The sequence below is a fragment of the Paenibacillus thiaminolyticus genome, from assembly GCF_007066085.1.
GTDB lineage: Bacteria > Bacillota > Bacilli > Paenibacillales > Paenibacillaceae > Paenibacillus_B > Paenibacillus_B thiaminolyticus.
Genome location: NZ_CP041405.1, coordinates 4,635,998 through 4,658,240, shown reverse-complemented (window position 1 = coordinate 4,658,240; position 22,243 = coordinate 4,635,998). Strand labels below are relative to the sequence as shown.

The window sequence follows — 22,243 nt, the reverse complement described above, 5'->3', positions numbered from 1 at the left end:
GAGTATCTCCGCTTGTATAAAAGAAAAAAGAAAAATTAAATCAGTCCGAACTCTTTGCCGACCTTCGTCAGCACTTCCCGGGCGAACGCGAGGTCCTGCTCGGTATGCTGCGCCGTCACGATGAGGCGGACGCGGCCTTTGTCCATGGCGACCGTCGGATAGACGATGCCCTGCGCGCAGATCCCTTCCTCCATCAGGCGGCGGGAGAATTGATTCGTGCGGGCCGGATCGCCGACGATAATCGGAATGATCGGCGTCTCGCTCACGCCCGTATCGAAGCCTTCCGCCTGCATCATGCTGCGGAACGAGTCCGCGTTGCGCCACAGCCGCTCGGTCAATTCGGGCTCCGTCTTGAGCACCTCGATCGCGGCGAGGCAGGTGGCCGCTACCGATGGCGGCAGCGATGTGCTGAACAGGAACGAGCGCGCCACATTGGTCAAGTAGTCCTTCAATGAATGCGAGCTGGCCACATAACCGCCAACGGCGCCAATCGCCTTCGACAGCGTGCCAACCTGTATATGCACCCGGCCATGCAGGCCGAAGTGATCGGTGGAGCCTTTGCCATGCTTCCCGAGCACACCGCTGGCATGAGCATCGTCAACATATACGATCGCGTCATACCGTTCCGCCAGCTCAACGATATGCGGCAGCGGAGCGATATCGCCGTCCATGCTGAAGACGCCGTCGGTGACGACGACCCGCTGTCGGAACCCGCCGCTCTCCTTGAGCGCCGCTTCGAGCTGATCCATGTCCTTATGCGCATAAATGCGCTTGTTCGTCTTCGTCAGGCGAATCCCGTCGATAATGCTGGCATGGTTCAATTCATCGCTGATGACGACATCGTCCGGACCAAGCAGCGAGGCCAGCACCCCCTGGTTCGTCGTGAAGCCCGACTGGAAGACCAGCGTCGCCTCTGTGCCCTTGAATTCGGCCAGCCGGCGCTCCAACTCGTCATGGATGTCGAGCGTGCCCGTAATCGTCCGCACGGAACCGGCGCCGACGCCGTACTTCGCAATCGCGTCCGCTGCCGCCTGCTTCAATGCGGGATGCTGCGTCAGCCCCAAATAGTTGTTCGACGACATCTGCAGGACGCGCTTGCCTCCCTGCAACGTCATCCAAGAATCCGATCCGCCTTCCCATACGGTAAGCGGACGGTAGCGACCCGAATCCTTCAATTCCTTCAATTGCTGCTCAATCACATCAAATCCGGCCATGCTGCCGCACCTCCGTCTCTACATTTGTTATTACTGGTGTATAAATACAATTTTGCCGCAATTGCCCGAAGACATCAAGTCGAATGCTTCCTCATACCGGTCCAATGTCAGCCGATGCGTAATGAGCGGGGTCAAATCGATCCGTCCCCGTTCGAGCAGGCCCTTGAGCTGATACCATGTATCGTACATGCGGCGTCCGGTAATGCCTGCCAGCTGCAATCCTTTGAAAATGACATCCTCCGCGAGATCGAAGGAGACCTCCTTGCTCGGAATGCCCAGAAGCGAGACGCGGCCGGCTTGAGCCGCCGCCTTCAACGCGTCGCGGATCGCATCGGGATGGCCGGACATCTCCAGCACCACTTCCGCACCTTCTCCGTTCGTCGCCGCTCGTATCGCCTGCACCGAATTCACTTCCTTGCTGTTGACGATGACATCCGCCCCCATCGTCTTCGCCATCTCCAGCCGGTACGGATTGATATCCACCGCAATAATCGTTCCGCTGCCGCAAGCCTTCGCGACCGCAATCGCCATCAGCCCGATCGGGCCGACGCCGACGACGGCGACGCTCTTGCCGACGATGTCTCCGGCCAGCACCGTCTGCACGGCATTGCCGAGCGGATCCTGCAAGCAAGCGATTTCAAACGGAAGCTTAGGATCGTTCCGGATGACATTACTGGCCCGCAACACGGCATATTCGCCGAAGCAGCCGGGCAGCGTAATCCCGAAGCTGCGCGTATGCGGGCAGACATGGGCATTGCCGGTGCGGCACGCTTTGCATACGCCGCAGACGACATGGCCTTCCCCCGATACATGATCGCCCGCCTTCACATTCGTCACCCGGTCGCCGACAGCCTCCACGATGCCGGCAAATTCATGCCCGAACACATTCGGAGTGACGACCGTACGGGCCGCCCAATCATCCCATTTATAAATATGAACGTCCGTTCCGCAGATGGAGGACGCCTTGACGCGAACCAACACTTCATCCGGGCCGTACGCCGGAACCGGCACTTCCTTCAAGACGGCACCAGGCTTCCGTTCTGCCTTGACCAAACCGATCATCGTCGCTGTCATTTACGGATTGCTCCTCCCATATTTTTTACATACAATAGAAAGAAAACGGATACCAAGACTTCATGCTGTTGTATAATATACTACACAAATGTACGTTATATTGTACATGGTCTTTTGTATTGTTTTGAGATATCCGGTATAGAGTGGGAGAGGAGAACCGCCATGCAAGAACCGATCCACAAAAAAATCGGGAAAAACCTGCAAGAGATCCGCAAATCGCGGGGACTGAGCCTGGACCAGGTGTCGGACATGTCCGGCGTCAGCAAAGGCATGCTCGGGCAAATCGAGCGAGGGGAATCGAATCCGACCATTTCAGTATTATGGAAAATTGTGAATGGCCTGCGCATCTCCTTCGCAACCCTGATGGAAGAATCCACGCCGAGTGTGTCGATCGTTAAGGTGGAGGATATTACCCCGCTCGTGGAGGAAGATGGGGCATACCGTACGTTTCCTATCTTTCCATTTGAACAGGACAAGGGGTTCGAGGTGTACAGCGTGGAGGTGGACCCGGGGTGCTCCCATGTGTCGGAAGCCCACTACGACGGCGTCGAAGAGTTCATCATGGTGATCGACGGCGTGCTTCACGTCTCGCTAGGCGGCGACGAATACGTGCTGGAGCCGAAGACGACGATGCGCTTCACCGCCGACCAGGTTCATACGTACACGAACCGCACCGACCGCACCATACGCTACATGACCCTGCTGCACTACCCGTCCGCGAACAGATAACGATAGCCAGGAACGGAACTTACTGTCCGTACTCCGAGCAATAGAGAAGGCGCTCCCGTGACCGGAGCGCCTTCGTGGCGTTGCCTGCGGTTCAGCGTCAAGACAGATAGCTGTGGACGGGCTCGATCTTGAGGCTTCTTTCTGCGATAAACAGGCCTGCCTTGGCCTTCATTATGGAACGCCCCTAAAATAATCACCTTCGGCTTGCCAGGCAACTCAGCCATGCTATCACCCCGCATCTTTTTGGTCATCTGATTGGTAACGGTATTTCCACACACCTCTGCCTTCTCCCTTCCTTTCATGCAATATCCCATTGGGTCAGGGAGCTCCCGGCTGTCTGCTGTCTCTCGCTTGGTTCATGGCGCTCCCTGGCCTGTATTATCCCGTCCGGTCAGGTCACCCGCATTATCTGCATTATCTGCATTATCTGCATTATTCGCTGCGCTCACCAAGGAAGACGCGGTCTTCGGTACACTGCCTGTAAGGCTGCCTGTCAAAAGGAAGGTAAGAGCCCGCATTATCGTACGCATCAAAAAGACCTCCAATAACAGGCTGTTGAGAAAGTCCGAAGGATTTTGTGGCACTCCATTTTTTGTGTGGTGGATCTCGTCTCTCCGTAGAAAAAAATCGATTTAAAACGCTGTGGGTGCCAAGTTTTGAGTAGGAAAATGCACAATCTCCACCCCTTTGTAAAAAACAGGGGTTTTCCAACGCCCTGAAAACTGCACCATTTCCCTAGACACGTCTGTCCGGTAGGCGAAATCTGCAAAACTGCACGCTCCAGACACGCCTATTCGGTAAGCGAACTCTGCAAAACTGCATGATTTCTACACCTATTCGGTAAGCGAAATCCTGCGCAAATACAGCAATTCGATATGGACGACTTTCCCAGAAAGGGAATCCTGCAAAACTGCAGGAATTTCACCCGTTTCGCTTCGGCTTGAAGCAAAAGGGCCTAAAATGATGTAGATTTGCAGCAATTCCTCGGGATGTGGACTGATTGAGCCGAAATTCCTGTAAAATAGCAGCAATTCCCTCCACACGTTCAAGCCCCAGGAGGCAAGGCTGCCTCCAGAAGGCGATGATGCCTCCAGAAGGCGATGATGCCTCCAGAAGGCGATGATGCTTCCAGAAGGCGATGATGCTTCCAGAAGGCAATGATGCCCCCAGAATCCGACGCGGTCTCTTGGATCCCGTAAAATCAGGCCGTTGAAAAGCCCATGGGAATTTTCTCCACTTCATTTTTTATAGAGTGGAGCTCGTCTCTCAGCAGAAAAAATTCTGAGTGCCAAGTTTTGATTGTCTACATGGACATCTCCACCCCTTCGTAAAAACAGGGGTTTTCCAACGGCCTGAATAAAGAAGGCTTTATTGAAGGTTCTCGGATTGGAAATGCGATTGGACGGGGGATGAGGACGTCATTCCCGTCTACCCGTCCACAGGCGCTCTTCGTTCCGGCGCCTTGCTCGACTCCCGGATTTGCAGATGGAATGGCAGCAGCATCCGGAACGGATATGGATAAGGCTGATGCAGACTGTCCAGCAATGTTTTGGCGGCCGTGTAGCCCATCTCGTATTTCGGGATGTGAACCGAGGACAGCGGCGGCGAGCTGTATTTCGAAAATTCGATGTCGTCGATGCCGATGAAGGCGATATCGCGGGGAATCGACAGCCCAAGCTCCGTGGCGGCGCGCATGGCCGCAATCGCCATCATGTCGCTGGCGCAGAACATCGCCGTCGGCCGCTCTTGCCGCTCCAGCAGGCGCTTCATGCCCTGATAGCTCCGGTCGGCATCCCATTGGGCATCGATGATCCAGTCGGAACGGAAGGGGCAATTCGCTTCATTCAATGCCATTTTGTAGCCCCGGTACCGCTTCTCCCGCTCCATGCGCCCGAGCAGGCCCGCGCCCCCGATGAAGCCGATGTCGGTATGCCCGAGCTCCAGCAGATGGCGCACGGCGATGCGGGCCGCATCCAACCGATCATAGGAAATGATCGGAATGTCCGGATCCGCCACATCGATGCCAATAATGACTGGCACCCGCTCCTTGAGCCAGCGGTACATGTCCGGCTCCATCCCTTCGATGCAGATGACGCCGCTCAACGCCCGATCGTGCATTAGCGCTTCCCGCACTGCGCCGCTCTTTAGCTCCGCCTGGGTATGAAGGAACGCCAGCTTGATCCCTTCCTCCATCAGCTTCGCTTCGATTCCCTGGATGATGGGGGAAAAATAAGGATGATTATATTTATTGTCCGGCAAGGATAAAATGCAGCCGATCGTCAATGGCGCGGAATGCTTCGGCGACCGCTTCGCCCCGGCGGCTGATTTCTGGGCAGGCTTGGCCCGGTAATTCAGCTGCTTGGCAGCCTGCCATATTTTCTGCTTCGTCTCGTCGCTTATCCGGCGGCTGTCATCCCCGTTCACCACCCGTGATACGGTGGAGATGGAGACGCCGACCCGTTCAGCAATATCTTTTAATGTAGCCATGCTCCGCCTCCCCATGTCTATCTCAATTCGAGTTCACTGCCATAGGATCATATGGTAAATTATACTGCCCGTCTCGGCGGTTGAAAAGGGATCTGGTCATACATCCCCCTGCTCTCGCTAGGCGGGAACGCAGCGGCCATGGTCCGAGATGTCCACAAAGACGCCCGAAGACGAACAGGGCGGCCGAATCCTGCTCGCCGCCCCTTCCGTCTCTCTTGCCGCCGATCTCTATGTGAACCGCGCCTCCCTGACTCATGTACACTGGCGCAGCACGAATGCGCAGCCTTCCAGGAACCGCTGCCGTACGGCTCTCTCCGCATGCCGGCCGGCGAACAGCAGCGCATTGCAATCGCGAATGAACTGCTGCAGCACCGGTTCGGCCGCCGACGGCAGCAGCTCGGGATCGTCGCGCTTCGCGGAAATATATTCGCTCCAGGTCATGCCGATCGGGCGCAACCCATATTTCCGCTCGAGCAGCTGCCAAGCGATCCGGCCCATCTCCTGCAGCCGTTCGCTCTGGAAGCTGCGCTGCTGCAGACAGAGAAGCCGCCGCAGCTTGCGCTCCGGAGCAAGGCGCTGCCACTGCTTCCGCATGAGCCACGCCGCCAGCAGGGCCAGCCACAACGCACCGATCGCCAGGACCGGCAGGCGGACAGCCACATAGCGAAGCAGCCCCGGCAGCCCCGCCTCCGCCTGTTCACCGCTGCGATGTGTCCCGATTCGGGTCAGCGCCTCCCATTCTGCGGCGAGATGCTGCCCGATGGCGTTCATCCCCTGCTTCCCGGCATGAAGCGCCGTCTCTCCCCAGCGCCGCATCCGTTCCCAGCCCGAAGCCGGAGACTGCAGCGATTGCTCCAGCAGCTCGCGCACCTGCGCTGACGGAGTGAATGCCGCATCGCCTTCCGGGGCAGCCGCGCCATCGGCCGCAAAGGCCGTCTGGCCCGGTACAGACGCTATCACCGCGTCCGCCGGAACCTCTGCCGCTGCAGCCATGCCTGCGGGCGGAGTTGCCTCGAACGGCACCCAGCCGACCGTTGGGAAATACACCTCCACCCAGGCATGCGCATCGTATGCCCGGACCGTATACTGTCCGGGTCCGGTCAACTCGCCGGGCGCAAAGCCCTTCACCCAGCGCGCGGGAATGCCCTGGGTGCGCAGCAGAATCGCCATCGCGGTCGAGAAGTGATTGCAGTAACCCTGCCTCGCCTCGAACAGAAAATAGTCCACGAAGTCCCGGCCCGCCGGCGGCACTTCGGTATCAAGCTTGGTGTAGGCGTATTCCTGGCGCAAGAACGCCTGTACACGCCGCACGGTCTCGTATTGACCCGCCGCTCCTTCAGCCAGCCGATCGCCGAGCTCCCGAACCCGCTGCGGGAGTGAGTCCGGAAGCTGAAGCTCTTCGCTCCATCGCGCCGTCTCTTCGGGCGATAGCTTCGGCACGGCCCCCAGCATCGCCGGATCCGCCCGCAGCACGCGGGTCTCGTATTGATAGGCGAGCCGGGATCCGGCAGGGGCACTCGCGCCGGGGGCATACCGTTCGCCTGGCGGCTCGTAGCGCAGGGCCACCCCTGCTTGGGCCGGAACCGCCGTCTTCCCGTCCGCCATCCATGACGTCAGCCGCTCCGGCCGGCCGCCGAGGACCAACGGCAGATGCGGCGCATAGGCCTGCCAGCGAACCGTCTGCGTCAACGGCTCGGACCATCCCGGCACCGGAGAATCGGGACTCTGCAGCAGCCCGGATCCGTCCACCGTTTCCTCTTGTCCGGCGCCCGCTGACGCCCAGCCCCGGCCGGTATAGCGCGATTTGCTCTCTCCCCGCCAATACGTGGGCTCCGCCGATTCCGCCATGAACTGGATACGGGCATCGTCGCGAAGCGAGCCGCCCAGTTCCGTATCGTCCGTGCTGTATCCGGTCGTGCCTATCTTTGCCGTCCGCATGGCCGCGTTCTCCGCCGACGAACGAGCCGCGCCCCATTCGGTCGCCGAGGCTGCCAGCGATTGCGTCCACTCACGAAGCATAGGCAGGCTCTCCGGCGGCGTCCAATCGGGCATCCGGGACAGGCCGAAGCCGCTGCCTACGATAAGGAGCGTCACGATCGCCGCTTGTCCCAGCCATCGTACAGGCCGGATTCCTGACGCCTTCGACTGTTCCGTATCCTCGGCCAGCCGCCGGTCAAGCTGGAGGCAGGCGGACAACAGCAGCCCCCAGCCTGCCGCGCGAATGATGGCATCGGTCACGTCGAGGCCGTAGCCCCATTGAAATCCGAATAGATAGCAGATTGTAGCCACGCTGAAAAACACCACCGTCCGCCGGGTCAACATTTGGGCCTGAATGGAGGCCGTCAGCATTGCCCAACCGGCCAGCAGCAGCAAGGTGCGGACTTCGCCGCTCGTCTGAAGCCATTCGGCCTCCATCCACCGTTCCGCATCGGCGGCCAGGGCGGAGCCGATCATCGAAAGGCCTGCCGTAACCGACTCGCGTATATCGTGCAGAAGGCCTCCACTGGCTGTGGCTGCATTGGGCCGGGAGACCGCTCCGAACATCCATGCGGTTACCGCGATCGCCGTGACGCTGCGCAGCGCGATTGACAGAATTCTGCTCCGGACGAGCAACCCAACGGCGAGGAAGATCGCGATCGCCCCCAAGAATGGACGGATGTCGTGCATATCGATGTGCGGGCCGAGCCGCTTCAACGGATAGAACCATTCAGCGAACAAGGCGAACAGCAGCCCGGTAAAGAAGGCTTGCTTCGCCCACTCGGCCGCGGTCCGCCTTCTGGCCGGCTCGCTGCTGTGGCCGCCGTTCAGCCGCCGCAACGTCGCTTGGCCGTCACCCTTGGCGGATCGGCCGATAGTATGGAAGCGCATCGCTCTCCCTCCTTCCTATTCTGGCGCCGGGGGCGGGATGTTCCCTCCAGAGGAAGGCCCCCGATGAAGCCGGCGCTGCCGCGGCGCTTGACTGCGGCCAGCGCGCGGCGGTCAGCCAAGCGCCGATCCGCACCTCTCCCGCCGCATCTTGCAGCCGATCAAGCGCCGCCGGATCCTCCCGGTAGCTGATTAGCGTCACCGCGGCGCGAATCGGCGGCGACGGGTCAGCGGCGGACCAGTATGCCGCGCCGTGTGGCTCTGCGCCGGGCGGCAGCGCTTCCGAGCCGTTCGTCGCCACCGGGCCGGGCCGCTCTGCCGCCAGGGCGGCCAGCGCCTGCCGGGCTCCGGCGGCGACGGCCCCGTCGCTCAGCCGCAGCAGGCGCACGGGCCGCCCGGCCTCTGCGGCGGCGCGCACGGCCGCGGCGGCGGCGGACAGCACCGCCTCCATAGGCGCGTGCTGCCCGGCTGCGCCTCCGACCGCCATGGAACGTCGTCCATGGCGATGTCGGCCGGGGCGCAGCCGTCCGCTTCCGGCACGCGAACCGCCAGCACGCGCCGCTTGGCGTACGTCCGCCAGTCGACGGCGCGCAAGGGCGTGCCCGGCTGGTACGCCTGCAGCTCGACGCCGCGAACTCCTCCGGCAGACGGGGCAGGTACGCCTCCGTCTGCCGCATCGGCGGCGCCGGCCAGCGGCGGCGGGCCGGCCTCGTGCGCGGCTCCCGGGGCAGCGTCCGGCAGCACAGCGGAGCATACCGGGGGCGGCGGAATGACCAGCACCGGCTGCGGCGCTTCCGCCGCCGACGGGAGATCCAGCCGCACCCGGCCGCCGAACCAGCCGAACAGGTCGCCATAGGCGAGTTCGGTCCGCGTGAGGCGGTATACGCCGCGCGGCGCGCCTGCGAAGGAGACGGTGTAGCGTGTCTCCGCGCCCTGGCGCAGGAACAGCAGACGGCGGCATACCCAGACGCCGCCGTCTCCGCCCGTGCGCGTCCACGCCTCCTCCACCGTCAGCCAGCGCATGGGCCAGCGCTTCGCGCCGCTGATCGCCACGCCGAAGGCAAGGCTGCCGGGAGCGGCTCCCGGAACGACGCGCTCCGCCTGCCGCAGCTCATGGACAAGCCGGACGCCTGCGAGCTGCCGGCCGATGATATGCAGCCGCACGCCGTTCAGCAGCATGGCGCCCAGCACGGCCGCCAGAAAAAGCTCGGCCGGGCTGTTCCGCTCCCAGCCCGCCGCGGCCAGCGCGGCGCAGCCGGCGGCGGTGAGCAGGAAGCGGCCGACCGGGATGGCGGGCCGCTTCACCGGAACCACCCGCCGAGCCGGAACCGCCCGGCGGCCGGCTGGGCCGATCCATCGCCGGCCAGAGGCACCTGCACCATCGGCGCGGCACCCGCTGCCGGGATCCGCCGCTCTTCCCGGCGGGAAGACTTCGCTGCGGCTCTGCCGCCCCCGGTCAGGGCCGCCGGGAAGACCGGAACCGGCGTCGTGCGCAGCACATCGGCGACGGCGTCCGCTTCGGTCGTGCCGGCGAGCAGCGCCTCGCGCTGCAGATGAAGGCGGTGCCCCAGCACCGGATGCGCCACCGCCTTCACATCTTCCGGGAGCGCATAGGTGCGCCCCTCGGTCCAGGCGTGAGCCTGGGCCATCCGCATGAGCGACAGCGTCGCCCGTGGACTAATGCCCAGCTTCACTGCCGGATGCGCCCGGGTCGCATGCGCGATGTCCGCCATGTACCTGCAAAGCGCCGCATCGAGATGCACCTGTCGAATCCGGCGGACAAGCAATTGCCATTCCTCCGGCGTCCAGAGCGGCTTCACGCGCGCGAGCGGCGATTCCTCCTGCTGATGGAGGAGCATGTCCGATTCCTGCTCCGCCCCTGGATAGCCAAGCGACAGCCGCATCGCGAAGCGGTCCATCTCCGCCTCCGGAATCCGATATGTGCCTTCGAAGGCTAACGGATTCTGCGTCGCAATCACGAAAAAGGGCTGCGGCAAGGCTCGCGTCGTTCCGTCCACCGTCACCGTCCCTTCCTCCATTGCTTCCAGCAGCGCCGATTGAGTCCGCGCCGGCGCGCGGTTCAGCTCGTCGGCCAGCACGACGTTGCCGAACAACGCCCCCTCGCTGTACCGGAGACCGCCTGAGGCCGGCTCCCATATCATGCTGCCTGTAATATCGGCCGGCATCATATCCGGCGTCATCTGGATGCGCCGGAAGCTTCCTCCTGCTGTCCGCGCAAGCGCCCGGGCCAGCAGCGTCTTACCGACGCCCGGCACATCCTCCATCAAAATATGCCCGCCAGACAACATCGCCAAGCCGGCCAGGCGAATGACCTCCCTTTTGCCGGCGACGACCTGTCCCATCCGGTCCAGGAACGCCGGCCAGCCCCGCTCCGCGAACGACGCCAGCCACACATCCTGCTCCGCGGTGCGGTTTTGATGTCCACCCATTTCCATTCGTAGATTCCCTCCCTCTTAACCTAGCAGCATCCTTTTTCCTACAAAACGATAACAAGACACCAAAAACCCGGAACGAGTCCCTCGCGTGCATGCACGTTCGATGAACCGTCCCGGGCCGTTCTATGAATCAGTATCGCCCAGCTTGATAGATTGTAAACCTGTGAGAGGCTGCTTTGCCAAGATAATAGAAGAGAATCACACGTCCTCCTGCAAAGGCGTCACTTCGTATGCAGTCAACTTGACGCCGAACACATTCAGTACATCCCGCAACGGCACCCAGGTGAGCGAACGTTCCGTTACCGCCTTCAACGGCACGGTCTCTTCGTTCTCATCGGCAAATACAATTTGCGCGCCAGTCAGATCGAAGCCTGCGCCCTTCCCGTTCCAATCGACATCCACCCGGTTCGCCTCCGCGTTCCACCGTACCGTTCCGCCCAACTGATGCACCAGCATCCGCAGCGGCACATACGTCGTGTCCTCATGGCTCAGGAACTGATCCGGCTCCAAATGGAGGCTGCCCTGATCGGTGTGCACATCCATCACCATTTTCGGTTCGGGCTTCACAGGCCCGGATACGTTGACTGGCTGGACATTCGCTTCAATCCAAGCGCTGCTCACCGGGGACCGAGCCCAGCGCTTCGTGGAAGCAACATGGAATTGAACGGGCTTCACCTCCGGCGACAACACGTCGAACGTATAGCCTTTGTCCTTATAAAAGCGAATAATCTCCGGCAGCGCCTTCACCGTCTCCCCATGCCCGGATCCGTCATGCATCAGCACGACCGTCTCCTTCAGCAGCGCCCCATGCTTCACCGACGACACGATCTCCTTCGCAGGCACGCCCCGCCGCTTGGAATCGCCGCTGTCGACATGCCAGTCATAAACCAAGTAACCTGCCTGCTGCATCAGCTCGAAATACTGCTTATCGAAATTCATTGCCGTTCCGCCTGGCGCCCGCACCAGCCGGGGCTCATAGCCCAGAATGTCCTCCAGCACCTTGCCGGTCTCGCGAATCTGGCGCCAAAATTCACGAAAGCTGCCGTACAGCTCCTTATATTCATGATTATAGCTGTGATTGCCGATGGCATGTCCCGCTTCCGCAATCGTTTGGACCATCTCCTGATCGCGCTTCGCATGTTGACCCAACACGAAGAAGGTTGCCTTCACCTGCTCCTTGGCCAAAATATCAAGCACATCCTTCGTATGTATGCTCGGGCCGTCATCGAACGTCAAGTAAACGACCTTATCCGGCTTCTTCTCTTCCACGCCCGGTGACAGCTTCCCGGTATCCGGCTTCTTCACCGCAGCCAATTGCAAAGAGGCCTTGCTGGTCTCGGAGCCATGGCCCCTAGCCGATAGAGCATCGAACGCCTCTTCCTTCACTCCGTTCATCTGTATGGACACGGCCTCGCCATAATCCGCACGCGCCAGTGCTTCCTCCGCGTTATATGCCATCGGTACCGCTTGATGAGAAGCAGGCGAAGCAGAGTAGGCGATCGGCTCCGGGGCTTCCTTCGTTCCCCAAGCCGTCCACAGCGCGGCGATCATCAGCAAAGCGCATATGGCCGTCGATAGCCGCCCTATCCAGCCTTTGGTTTCCTTCCACAATCCCGTTGCTTCCTGTTTCATCCGAACGTCCCCCTCTTTTCGTTACTATTCCTGAAAGCCCCCATGCAAGCGCTGAGCAGGGATATGACAGCCTGTCCCTTCTACCCCGCAGCATCCCCGAATCCAGCTGCTGTCTGGCCAGAATGCCCCACCCTGTCCCCGATTCGTTTGCCGGCGCGAGAGCATATACGTTCACCATCGTCTGATAGATTATATGAGCCTTGCGAGAAAAAATGACACCATAGACCGTCAGCCCTGCTTCTAAACCGGCTTCTTACCCGCTTCATGCATCCATTGTGCTTCTGGACCAATCTTCGGATACGAACGTCCGCCTTCTGTTTGCCCCGCCGCGTCTATCATCATACGCCGCCTCGCCTTTGTTGACAACGTTTTCCTTGGAAAAATAAGAAATCTGCCATATAAAAAGCTCTCCCGTCGAACGGAAGAGCCGTAGTATCGAATTATGAGGTTTGCGGAAGCATATCTTTGCGCCGGTAGATGCCGGAGAAGAGTCCGAAGAGTGACATCCACAGCAGCATTCGGGTGCCTCCGTAGCCGAACAGCGGCAGGTCTAGGCCATTCATCGGCACCAGCCCGAGGAGGCCTCCCAGGGCCAGCAGGAAATGCGCCCCTGCCAGCACCGCGATGAGGCGAGCTAGCCCCCGGCCAAATGTATGGCGAATACGGCGGCCGCCCTGTACACGCTGTACAGGAGAACGCCCATGGAGCCCAACAGCAGCAGGCCCGAGGACCACCCCGCCGTATCGACGAGGTAGACGCTCAAATAATCACTGTGAAGATAAGGCAGGGTGAGCGTCTGACCATTCTCCTGTCCGAACCATCCCGCATGCTGCACCGATCTGCGAATCTCCCGCATGACAAAGCCGCCATCAGAATCACGCTCGACTGTGCTTCCAAGAAATGCACTCCATTCCTGCATGCGGCGCCCGAACACGAAGCGGACCGTATCGGATGTCATCCACAACAGGACTCCGCCTCCCGCGGCACAAACGGCCAGCTTCCACCATACAACCGGGCGGCAGCGAAGCTGCATGAGCACCACAATCATGCCAAGTCCATAAATGAACAGTTCCTTGTAACGGCCGTCGATCACATACAGCAGAACAGGCAGGATGATCAACGCATACGGCATGAATTTGGCATACCTCTTGGTTCGGGCCGAACGATCGCTTAGCATCACATAGATCGCAATCAGAAACAGAAAAGGACTTAGCAAATATATATCAATGGGCACGGGGCCTATCATCAGAAAACGCATCCCGTTAATGTGAACCCCGGTCCACCCCGTCCAAACAAGCAGTACCGCCATCCCCCCATACATCCAGGAAGCGAGGCGCCACAGTTGGCGGTAGTCGATGAACATCCCTGCTGCGAAGCAGACAATACCAAGAAGGAGATAGATGCTAGATTTGGTGCCTAGTCCAGCCAAATTCTGTCCGCCCGGTTCGCTCTGCAGCAGGAACAGGCCGAAGAGGCTGAACCCGATCCATATCACCAAGCTGCTCCACAGCAGCCACGGGATGCGTGGGCGATGAATCCGGTTCATTTGCTCCGCCACAATGGAGGATGCTCCCATTTGGCGGACGGCTTCATGCGCCGCTTCGTCCTCATTCCTTCCACGGTCCGTATGCTCTTCCATTCGGGACAGGAGATGATCCCTCAGCTCCGCCTCGATCTCGGGCTTCATCTCCTTCGCTTTGATGCGTCCCAGCACATCCTGCACGAACTGCTCTGCCGCTTCCGGCATACGGAACGTACCGTCCTTGTCTGAATTGATCATTCACTCACACCTCCCCCAACACCCGGTTTATCGTCCCGCTGAACAAACGCCATTCCTCCGTCTTCTCTTGCAGGAGGCGACGGCCAGCATCGGTAATCCGGTAATATTTGCGTGCCCGGCCTGCCGCCTCGCTCCAATATGCCTCAACCTGCCCGCCGCTCTCCAGCCCGTGAAGAATCGGATAGAGTGTGCCTTCCTTCATGGCGAACAAGCCGGAGGAGGCCGTCTCGAGCCGCTTTGTCAACTCGTAACCGTACAGTTCTTCCTTCTCCAGCATCGACAATACAAGCAGCGCGGTGCAGCCCTTCAACATTTCCTTGCTTACCTTCGGTCCCATCGCTTCCTCCTTCGGAAATCGTAAAATAGTGAACGTGAATAACCACGGAAAACTATATACCTAGATTTACTACATATATAGTATATCTATGTATTAGAAAATGCAATCTCTCTCTTTCCAGTTGCATCATGTTCGGAGCCTTTTGATCGCTCTCCCACTCACTCAGGATGGCCGTTTCTTAGCTTCTATGCTTGGCTGTCTTTATCAGCACTCTCCCAATCAGTCAGGGTTGCAGGATTGCTATCTTTTCCATTGCAGTTACTCAATTATTAAAGAAGCGGAACACTTTCTTTATGCCGCACTTTCTGCAGTTCGTTATTTTCCGTTGTCGTCTCGCGTTACACCTTCCTGCTTCCGCCCTCTCCCTTACGGCTTCTTTTGCCGAATATCCCGTCCAGTCAGGACCAAAAAATCTCAATTTATTCCCGCATCATCTCTTGGCAACCGGGATAATCGGCATTCCTGAACTAAGGGGATATTCAAAATAAGCGGCTAGGATACTTGTTCTCCCTGAACGATGGGGATATCGTTCATAAGAGGCAAAGACCCACATGTTATGCTCCCGGCTACGGGCTGCCACTCGAGAGAGAGCCTCATCCCGACTCTTCCCGAACTACTTGACTCCGACGCAATAAAAAAGAGGCGGAAGCAAAGCTTCCACCCCAATGTAATCCAATTCTATATCGGCTAATGCGGCACCATCGCCCCGAAATCATCCCGGCTCGACAGGTTCGCGTGGTAGAACAGCACATCCCCGTCCTGCAGCGCGAAGGCGTGGCCGAACGAATCCCGAATAGTTCGCTCGAATCCTTCCAGCCGCCACTGGTTCATCAGCGGCGCCTGAATATATTGCAAATGCGGCGCTGCGGTGCGTCCATCCCGGATGGACTCGATATTGAAGTTCACGATCAGGTAGCCGTCCCGCAGGAAGATCGGCGACTTGTCATGCACTCCGCCATGCGTGCGGCCATACTCGGCGATATCCGTTCCCTTCCTGACGATATAGACCCCTGCCGGCAAGCTGTACTCACCATACCACTGCTGGATCGATGCGTTCGCCCGCTGGGCATCGACCGAATCCGGAAGATTCGACATCGGCCCGATGAATGTGCGCACCGCTTCAGGCAGCAGCAGCCCGCCGTAGCCGCCGACCGGCGATTTCCGCTTCGTCCATTTCTCAATGTACTGGTCAATATATGCTTGGCGGCTCAAGGACGATCCTTGTCCCTCACGGTCGTACTTGTAACTGGCGGTATCGGCCAGTTGCTCCGTCGGCACGTTGCGCAGCCGCTCATTCAGGATGACATAGCGCCCGACCTTATCCTCCTGCGATCCGATGCGGATGAAGTAGCGGTCATTGCTGTGGTAATACAAAACGGCCGGAACACGGGTCTTGCCATCCTTGCTCGCGTAGTAGAAGCTTGGCGCAATCCGGATACTATCCTTCGGGCTGAACATATTCCCCTTCGTCTTCAAATCGAATTTGAAATGATACCCCGTCTTCACCGCCACGTTGCGGTATCCCTGCAATGGATGACTGCCAGGCCGAATCGGCAGCGTATATGGCGCTCGGTTCCCGCGCGGCTCACCGTCGATGCCATTCGCCCCGACCCAGTAAGACGCGCCGGTTGGCTCATGGCTGCCGGCCTGCTTGCGGAACACCTTCTCCCAATTATAATCCACGATATCGGTCAGCCGGAAATCATAAAGCCGGCCAACGACTTCCACCTCGACCACATCAGTGGAGACATGATTCCTCAGCTCGGTATTGGCATTCGGCTGCGTGTCGAGCTGCGCGGGTGCGTTCTCGGCAATGGTGCGGAACAGGACAGAATAATTCCCTTCATCGACCCATACCGGCAGGAAGAATGTCATTTCTAGTTGGTTCACCGGAATGTCGATCCAGGTCCGCTTCGGAATAAAGCGGCTGCGATCCCCGGAGTACACATCGAACGGGAACCACACCTGCTTCGTGCGGACATATTTCGCATAATCCCCGTTCCCGTATCCCGGATAGGAGACATGCTGCCCGCTCGTCGGCAGGCGTACCGTGAACGGCCGCTCCAGAATAAGTGCCGCCCGGTTCGGGCTCGGCTTCGTCTTCTGGTTATGCGCCCGGTCATCCGATACGGAAGCATACGTCACAACCGGAGTATGTATGGTAACCGGGTTGATGCCCGGGATCGGATATTCCTGATCCGTGCTGCTATTCATATGTTTAGGAAGCATCTTATAATAAATCGTACCGCTGCTCGGTACATTTTTCGCGTTCACTTTATCGCTATGTATTAAGAGTCGATTTTTATATAAGGTGTTTTGACCTATCGTGGCTGGATGCGGAATGGTTCCAGGAGAGGATCCGTTCTCATCCCCCGCCTGCCCTGACATAATGATCTTTCCCTGAAAGGTAAGAGAATCATTTTGGACACGAACTTTACCAATCGCCTTCTCGGCAGCGGCTTCGAATTCGCCTGAATAGTCAGGTACATCTTTGCCGACGGTCTGCGAAGGGAGAACGACCCCCTGTGCGTCCGGTTCCTTCACGATTCCGCCCTGCTGCTTGAAATCATAATCTGGCGGCGTATAATTTTGGGGCTCCAAGGTGACCCCTCCGTTTGGCAATGCTGCATTCTGCATTTTTGCTTCTTGAAGTTTGTAAATTTCCAAATTATCAACTACCCAAAAAGAATATGGACGCTCAACGGTCACGACATCACTGACGGTTTCCTCTTCCTCCATGTCTTCTGGCGCAGGTTTCCCCTCCGCGTCTGTCCCAGGCTCCTTCCATTTCTTCATAAACGTCTTTTCCACGGGAACCTCGAACATACATTTACCGCTCATCTGCACAAACGAACTCTTGAATAAGTAATTATAGGCAAAGGCATTGGCGTATAAGGATTCGGATGTAGGAATGCCCAGCAGCACATCGAACTGCTCACTTCCCCGATTATCCGCTTTAATCATTGCGCTCGCCTTTGGATCCATTACTTGATTTGGGATTTTCGTTCCCGGCACGGGAGCGGTGCATGATCCCGTAGGTTCTGGCGGATCCGTGGGATCCGGTTTACCCGGAGGACCATCCTCAACAGAAATAGTTACGGAATCGTATATATAATAGGGGTAACTCTTCCATTTGGCAGTGATTTTAGCAGTCCCCTTGCCGACAGCCGTTACCTTTCCGTCAGGTCCTACCGTCACCACAGCCGATCGATCCGAATTCCATTCCAGTTGTTCCGTCCGACGGGTGATATCCAACCAATTCGTGAAGCCCGTCATGTCATATTCCTGGGTTCTCACTTCTGCCTTTAAGTTCTTCGTCTCTCCGCTCTTCATAGTCGCATTAGACGAGATGCGCAGTTCTTTCGTCTCCATGACATAGCCCTCGAAATCAATTGTGAGAGGTGTGTTATAATGGGCTTGGTATTTAGGTTGACCATTATGTCCTGTTTCATATTTGTTATATTGTGAAGGAAACTGGTCCTTATACTCAGGAGACCAACCGGTATAAGTGTAAAGTGTTGCAAAAATTTTTCCTTTAGTAAATTGCGGTTTGTTATCAGCCGGTTTATAAGTACTCGCTTTTGTATAATCAATATCTGCTATTCCGAGATCCTTGATGTATTCCTTCTTGAAAGGGTTATCTTTCGTATCCCTAAGATCGGGAGCATAATTAGCCATGTTTATTTTATCCTTAACCGCAGCTAATCTAGGATATTTATGCCCATTGTTAGGATTAATGATTGTAACTGTCTCTACTCGCTCATTGTCTTGAGTGACGGCAACCCATTGTCCCCGATCTCCCTCGGTCCAGACGGTTTTCGGTTCTGGCAGTGCAGTACCTGTTACCTCCACAATAGCTGTCTGAGCTTTGGGAGCTAGCCCCGGAGGTTTCATTTCAATTCCTTCCGTAGGATACCCATATGCCCAGAGTCTAGGTGGTTTCGGATCTGGATCAGAAGCAGAGACAAGATTCGCAGCAAAATTAAAGGAAAATAACATCAACAACAGGCTCAGTATGGCTGCAAGTGCTTTTTTCATGTTATCCCCTCTATTTAGCCTGTACCAGTTTCAAAAATGAGCCATCATCAAATTCAACTTCACCAAGCGCTCCTTGTCCTTTTACAAAATATCTTACGACCCACAATTTTACCCCAGACGAACGTGCAGCAAAAAATTCCTTTGTTTCCGTTCTTGGCATGGTTTTATAACCATACTTTTTGTAATTCTCATTGTTTATAGCAGCACCTGCCATTAAATTAGGCATTCCGCTATAATAATGGTCAACATCAAAATCCTTTGATTTTGGATAGATCGTGATTTCCATAAATACTGGGTATGTACCTTTTTCTTCAGTTAAGAAGCCTTTATTTATTTCAGATACAAACAAGTCGCCATAAAAACTCTTCTCATTCCAATTCTCCACATTCACCGCAATCATTCGATGAAATACTAGCTGACCGGCATTATTTCTAAACGTTTTGGTCTTTCCGCTTGCTTCTGTCATGCTGCGAGTCGGTTTGAACGGCGTCACCACCTCCAAATTATTCTTCTCCGTACCGACTGCCCGGAGCTCATTCAGAGCGGGGAAGGTATCTGCCTTTTTAGCCGCTGCCTTCACGAACCGTAACAAAATAGCCGATGTCTCGGCGCGGGTCGTGGTGTTTTTCATGCCGAAGGAGCCGTCCGGGTAGCCGCTCATCAGTTTGGTGCCCATGGCTACCGCAATATGTCCGGCTTTGGACTCTGGTATGCCCGGTTTGAAGTATTCTTTGACTGGGATCAGTGTCTCCTTCGTATCCAATAGGGCCTGCTTGTAAGCTTCATCGAGGGCGGCCAAGCCTGAGCTTAACCAGATGGCCATCTCTTCACGGGTTAAGGCCGTATTGGGTTTAAAGCCATTTGGATAGTTCTTCGGATCAATAAAACCGAAAGCAACCGCCCTCTCGACTTGCTTCTTGCTCCAGTGATTGTTCAAATCGTTAAAGACATTCTCTATTTCCGTTGGAGGTTCCGCTTTCGATATCCGTGACAGCAAGGAAGCGAATTCTGCCCTTGTAATGGTCGCGTCCGGTTTGAATGTTCCATTATTGAATGTTCCATTACTATAACCTTTGAAATACCCTGCATTTACGGCAGCAAGAATGGAGTCCTTGGCCCAGTGAGTTGCCGATACATCCTTGAAATTCATCGCCTTGGCCTCTCTTAGCGCAGTACCGAACAATGCAGTAATCGCAACAGCCCCCATGACTAGAAACAGGCTTACTCTTTTCGTTAACTTCATGAATGATCACTCCCACGATAAAGTAATGTTTGACGCTCCTTCTCAATCTTTCAACTTTGACGCTTGAAGCCCTAAAAAACACAAAAAACCCTCAGCCAATAGAATTAGCATCGGGTTCTTCCCATCATGTCCTACGTATTCATATCAATTCCTGAATTGCTTATATTATACAATATTTTCTTCTCGTTAGCGAGTCTTTCTTTTTTTGCCGCATGGATTCAAAAAAATCCCCGCCTGCATCAGGCGAAGACATGATGTTATCCCTATGGCTTACAGGGTCAGGCCGCTACGCTGTGCTCCGGCTTCAAGCCTAAGGTCGACGCCGTATTGTTTATCGTGCCCCAGCCCTGCTCCTCCATCACTTTCAGTACATTTTTCATGCCGAGGAAGACGCCCTTGAAATTGACTGCCCCTACGCGGTCAAATCCTTCTCCGGAGATGTGCGCGAACAGGAACGGCTTCTGGGTGACGCCCGCATTGTTCCAAGAAGACGTCGATGCGGCCGTATTGGTCCATCGCTTGCTTCACGTAGGCTTCCACCTGGTCTGCCCTGCTCACGTCGGCTTGAATGGTGATGCCGTTCCCGCATTCGTGTCAATCGCCATGCTGCGATGCTTATTTTTCCCACTTGAGGATGGACGTTCAACAAGCAGATTGAATTCCTTTGCACAGACAGGGGAAGGAACGGCAAATAAAAACCGCTTGCAAACCTTTCGCAACCTCTGGTATGATATTCCTCGCTCTCTCCAATCGCATTTCGCTCCCATCGTTGTGCAGGCACGCCGCTAATCATGAAGATGCCGGAGGTGTTGAATGCTTTTTTGGACGCTAGCACGTAAAATGTACCTTAGCAATTTGCAATACCGGAGTGCGCATCTTGTGCACAACATCGCCAGCGCTCTGTTCGGTCTGATCTATGTGTCCGTATGGACCGGGATTGCAGAAGACCGATCGCTGGGCGAATATGGATTGAACGGCATCATCAGCTATGTCGCGTTCAATCAGGCGAGCTTGTGGGTCGCCGCTTTTCTCAACAACGGACTCGGCATGGAGCAGTCCGTGCGAACCGGGCAGATTGCCCTCGATCTCGTCAAGCCCGTTCATCTGTTCTATCATCTGATGAGCAAAGAATGGGGGCAGATCGCCTATCAGTTCGTGTATAAGTTTCTTCCGATTTACGCGCTTTATTTCTTCGTATTACCGCTTCACGTCCCCTCATCCGTGACTACGTACTTGTGGACCGCTGTTGCTTTGACGTTTGCCGCGTACATTTCCATTTGCCTGAACTACCTGATCGGAGCTCTGGCGCTCTGGACGACCGAATCGCGTTGGCTCTATTGGGTGAACTATGCCTTCAGCATGCTGCTGTCCGGCTTCCTCATCCCGATTGAATGGCTGCCTTCTTGGCTTGCCGCCATCAGTGAAGCGTCGTTCTATCCGTTCCTGCACTATGTGCCGACGCGAATCTACCTCGGAATGGAAGCGCCCGCCGCCTTGACAGGCTCCATCATCTGGTGCGCCCTATTTACCGCTCTATGTCTCGCCGTTACCGGGATCATGAGGCGGAAGGTGGAGGTGCAGGGCGGATGACATGGATTCGCATGTACGCGCTGCTCGTGCGCGCAAGCATCCGCAGCCGGATGCAGTACAAGTTCAATTTCTGGTTCTCAACGCTCATGGCTGCCATTATCAGTGTAGTCGAATTTCTTATGCTTGCGGTCATTCTGCTCCGATTCGGCCATATCAAGGGCTGGACTTTGGCGGAAGCCGGCTATTTGTATGCCGTCCTCTCTTTGTCCAAAGCCATCTACCGGATGTTCGCCTCCGACGTGCACCATCTGGAGAAATATTTGGTCACTGGCACGCTCGACGGCTTGCTGCTCCGCCCGATACCGATCCTGCTGGCGCTAATGTCTCAGAACTTCTCAATCCGCTTGGGCGAAGTGGTTCAAGGCACGGCCATCCTCGCTATATGCATCGGAACGCTGATGCAGCAAGGGCAGATCACATGGACGGCGGTGCCGCTTACGCTGATCGTCATCCTGTCGGGCGCGGTGCTGCTCTTTGCCATCGGCCTGCTGACGGCGTCCGTCGGGTTCTGGATTACCCGCATTGAGGAGCTGCAAAACATCACCGAGGATGCGGCCCGCACCGCGGCGCAATATCCGATGAGCATTTATCCGTCATGGCTTCAGGGGCTGCTGCTTAGCATCATACCTGTCGGCTTCGCCAACTATGTTCCGTCCTTGTATATTTTGCGGAACAGCTATGGCATCTGGCTGATCGGACTGTCGGTGCTGATCGCGGCCGGCCTGTTCGTTCTCGCCCTGCGGGTATGGAGAATCGGCCTGGCCCGGTACCAGAGCACGGGAAGTTAGCGTCAGGCAG

Annotated in this window: 18 protein-coding genes; 4 read left to right on the top strand and 14 right to left on the bottom strand. The window is 56.9% G+C overall.

The window, feature by feature from the left end; genetic code table 11:
• Positions 1–35 precede the first annotated feature (35 nt).
• On the bottom strand, positions 36–1,214 hold the full coding sequence (locus FLT43_RS20710) for a glycine C-acetyltransferase (protein WP_087442756.1): 1,179 nt from the start codon (positions 1,212–1,214) through the stop codon (positions 36–38).
• A gap of 30 nt (positions 1,215–1,244) precedes the next feature.
• Entirely contained in the window at positions 1,245–2,288 is a 1,044-nt protein-coding gene (tdh, locus tag FLT43_RS20705) for an L-threonine 3-dehydrogenase (protein WP_087442757.1), read from the bottom strand.
• 162 nt (positions 2,289–2,450) lie between these two features.
• Between tdh and FLT43_RS20700 the strand changes: the two genes are divergently transcribed.
• A complete protein-coding gene (locus FLT43_RS20700; RefSeq protein WP_087442758.1) occupies positions 2,451–3,017 on the top strand; it encodes a helix-turn-helix domain-containing protein in 567 nt (188 codons plus the stop codon).
• 1,428 nt (positions 3,018–4,445) lie between these two features.
• Here FLT43_RS20700 and FLT43_RS20695 read toward each other — a convergent pair.
• From FLT43_RS20695 to FLT43_RS20640, 12 genes are all read right to left on the bottom strand, one after another.
• On the bottom strand, positions 4,446–5,504 hold the full coding sequence (locus FLT43_RS20695) for a LacI family DNA-binding transcriptional regulator (protein ID WP_087442760.1): 1,059 nt from the start codon (positions 5,502–5,504) through the stop codon (positions 4,446–4,448).
• Positions 5,505–5,756: 252 nt separating this feature from the next.
• Positions 5,757–8,372 (bottom strand): transglutaminase-like domain-containing protein, encoded by a 2,616-nt coding sequence (locus FLT43_RS20690; protein ID WP_087442761.1) that lies wholly within the window; start codon positions 8,370–8,372, stop codon positions 5,757–5,759.
• Positions 8,335–8,670, bottom strand: a complete 336-nt coding sequence (locus FLT43_RS20685; protein ID WP_143797160.1) for a hypothetical protein — start codon at positions 8,668–8,670, stop codon at positions 8,335–8,337. Before FLT43_RS20685 ends, FLT43_RS20690 begins: the two co-directional genes overlap by 38 nt.
• A 68-nt stretch (positions 8,671–8,738) precedes the next feature.
• Positions 8,739–9,674, bottom strand: coding sequence for a DUF58 domain-containing protein (locus FLT43_RS20680; RefSeq protein WP_143797159.1), 936 nt, complete (start codon positions 9,672–9,674; stop codon positions 8,739–8,741).
• The gene (locus tag FLT43_RS20675) at positions 9,671–10,825 is read right to left on the bottom strand and encodes an AAA family ATPase (RefSeq protein ID WP_087442763.1); all 1,155 of its coding nucleotides are present in this window, start codon (positions 10,823–10,825) and stop codon (positions 9,671–9,673) included. Before FLT43_RS20675 ends, FLT43_RS20680 begins: the two co-directional genes overlap by 4 nt.
• A gap of 198 nt (positions 10,826–11,023) precedes the next feature.
• The gene (locus FLT43_RS20670) at positions 11,024–12,457 is read right to left on the bottom strand and encodes a polysaccharide deacetylase family protein (RefSeq protein WP_087442764.1); all 1,434 of its coding nucleotides are present in this window, start codon (positions 12,455–12,457) and stop codon (positions 11,024–11,026) included.
• A 440-nt stretch (positions 12,458–12,897) separates the two neighbouring features.
• Entirely contained in the window at positions 12,898–13,077 is a 180-nt protein-coding gene (locus FLT43_RS30270; RefSeq protein WP_244194203.1) for an FtsW/RodA/SpoVE family cell cycle protein, read from the bottom strand.
• A gap of 14 nt (positions 13,078–13,091) precedes the next feature.
• The gene (locus FLT43_RS20660) at positions 13,092–14,237 is read right to left on the bottom strand and encodes a permease prefix domain 1-containing protein (protein ID WP_087442766.1); all 1,146 of its coding nucleotides are present in this window, start codon (positions 14,235–14,237) and stop codon (positions 13,092–13,094) included.
• A 4-nt stretch (positions 14,238–14,241) separates the two neighbouring features.
• Positions 14,242–14,574 (bottom strand): PadR family transcriptional regulator, encoded by a 333-nt coding sequence (locus FLT43_RS20655; RefSeq protein WP_087442767.1) that lies wholly within the window; start codon positions 14,572–14,574, stop codon positions 14,242–14,244.
• Between the two features lie 687 nt (positions 14,575–15,261).
• Positions 15,262–17,946, bottom strand: coding sequence for a DUF5704 domain-containing protein (locus FLT43_RS20650; RefSeq protein WP_244194204.1), 2,685 nt, complete (start codon positions 17,944–17,946; stop codon positions 15,262–15,264).
• Positions 17,947–18,622: 676 nt separating this feature from the next.
• Positions 18,623–19,855, bottom strand: coding sequence for an S-layer homology domain-containing protein (locus FLT43_RS20645; protein WP_087442768.1), 1,233 nt, complete (start codon positions 19,853–19,855; stop codon positions 18,623–18,625).
• A 278-nt stretch (positions 19,856–20,133) separates the two neighbouring features.
• Positions 20,134–20,295: an SDR family NAD(P)-dependent oxidoreductase gene (locus tag FLT43_RS20640; protein ID WP_244194207.1), complete on the bottom strand. Its 162-nt coding sequence runs from the start codon at positions 20,293–20,295 to the stop codon at positions 20,134–20,136.
• Between FLT43_RS20640 and FLT43_RS20635 the strand changes: the two genes are divergently transcribed.
• The 3 genes from FLT43_RS20635 to FLT43_RS20625 are packed head-to-tail and all read left to right on the top strand — an operon-like array spanning position 20,252 to position 22,233.
• Positions 20,252–20,644, top strand: a complete 393-nt coding sequence (locus FLT43_RS20635) for a hypothetical protein (RefSeq protein ID WP_127510970.1) — start codon at positions 20,252–20,254, stop codon at positions 20,642–20,644. The two genes, FLT43_RS20640 and FLT43_RS20635, sit on opposite strands and share 44 nt — an antisense overlap.
• Positions 20,645–20,668: 24 nt before the next feature.
• A complete protein-coding gene (locus FLT43_RS20630) occupies positions 20,669–21,445 on the top strand; it encodes an ABC transporter permease (protein WP_087442770.1) in 777 nt (258 codons plus the stop codon).
• Positions 21,442–22,233: an ABC transporter permease gene (locus FLT43_RS20625; protein ID WP_087442771.1), complete on the top strand. Its 792-nt coding sequence runs from the start codon at positions 21,442–21,444 to the stop codon at positions 22,231–22,233. The genes FLT43_RS20630 and FLT43_RS20625 overlap by 4 nt, the downstream gene beginning before the upstream one ends.
• Positions 22,234–22,243 lie beyond the last annotated feature (10 nt).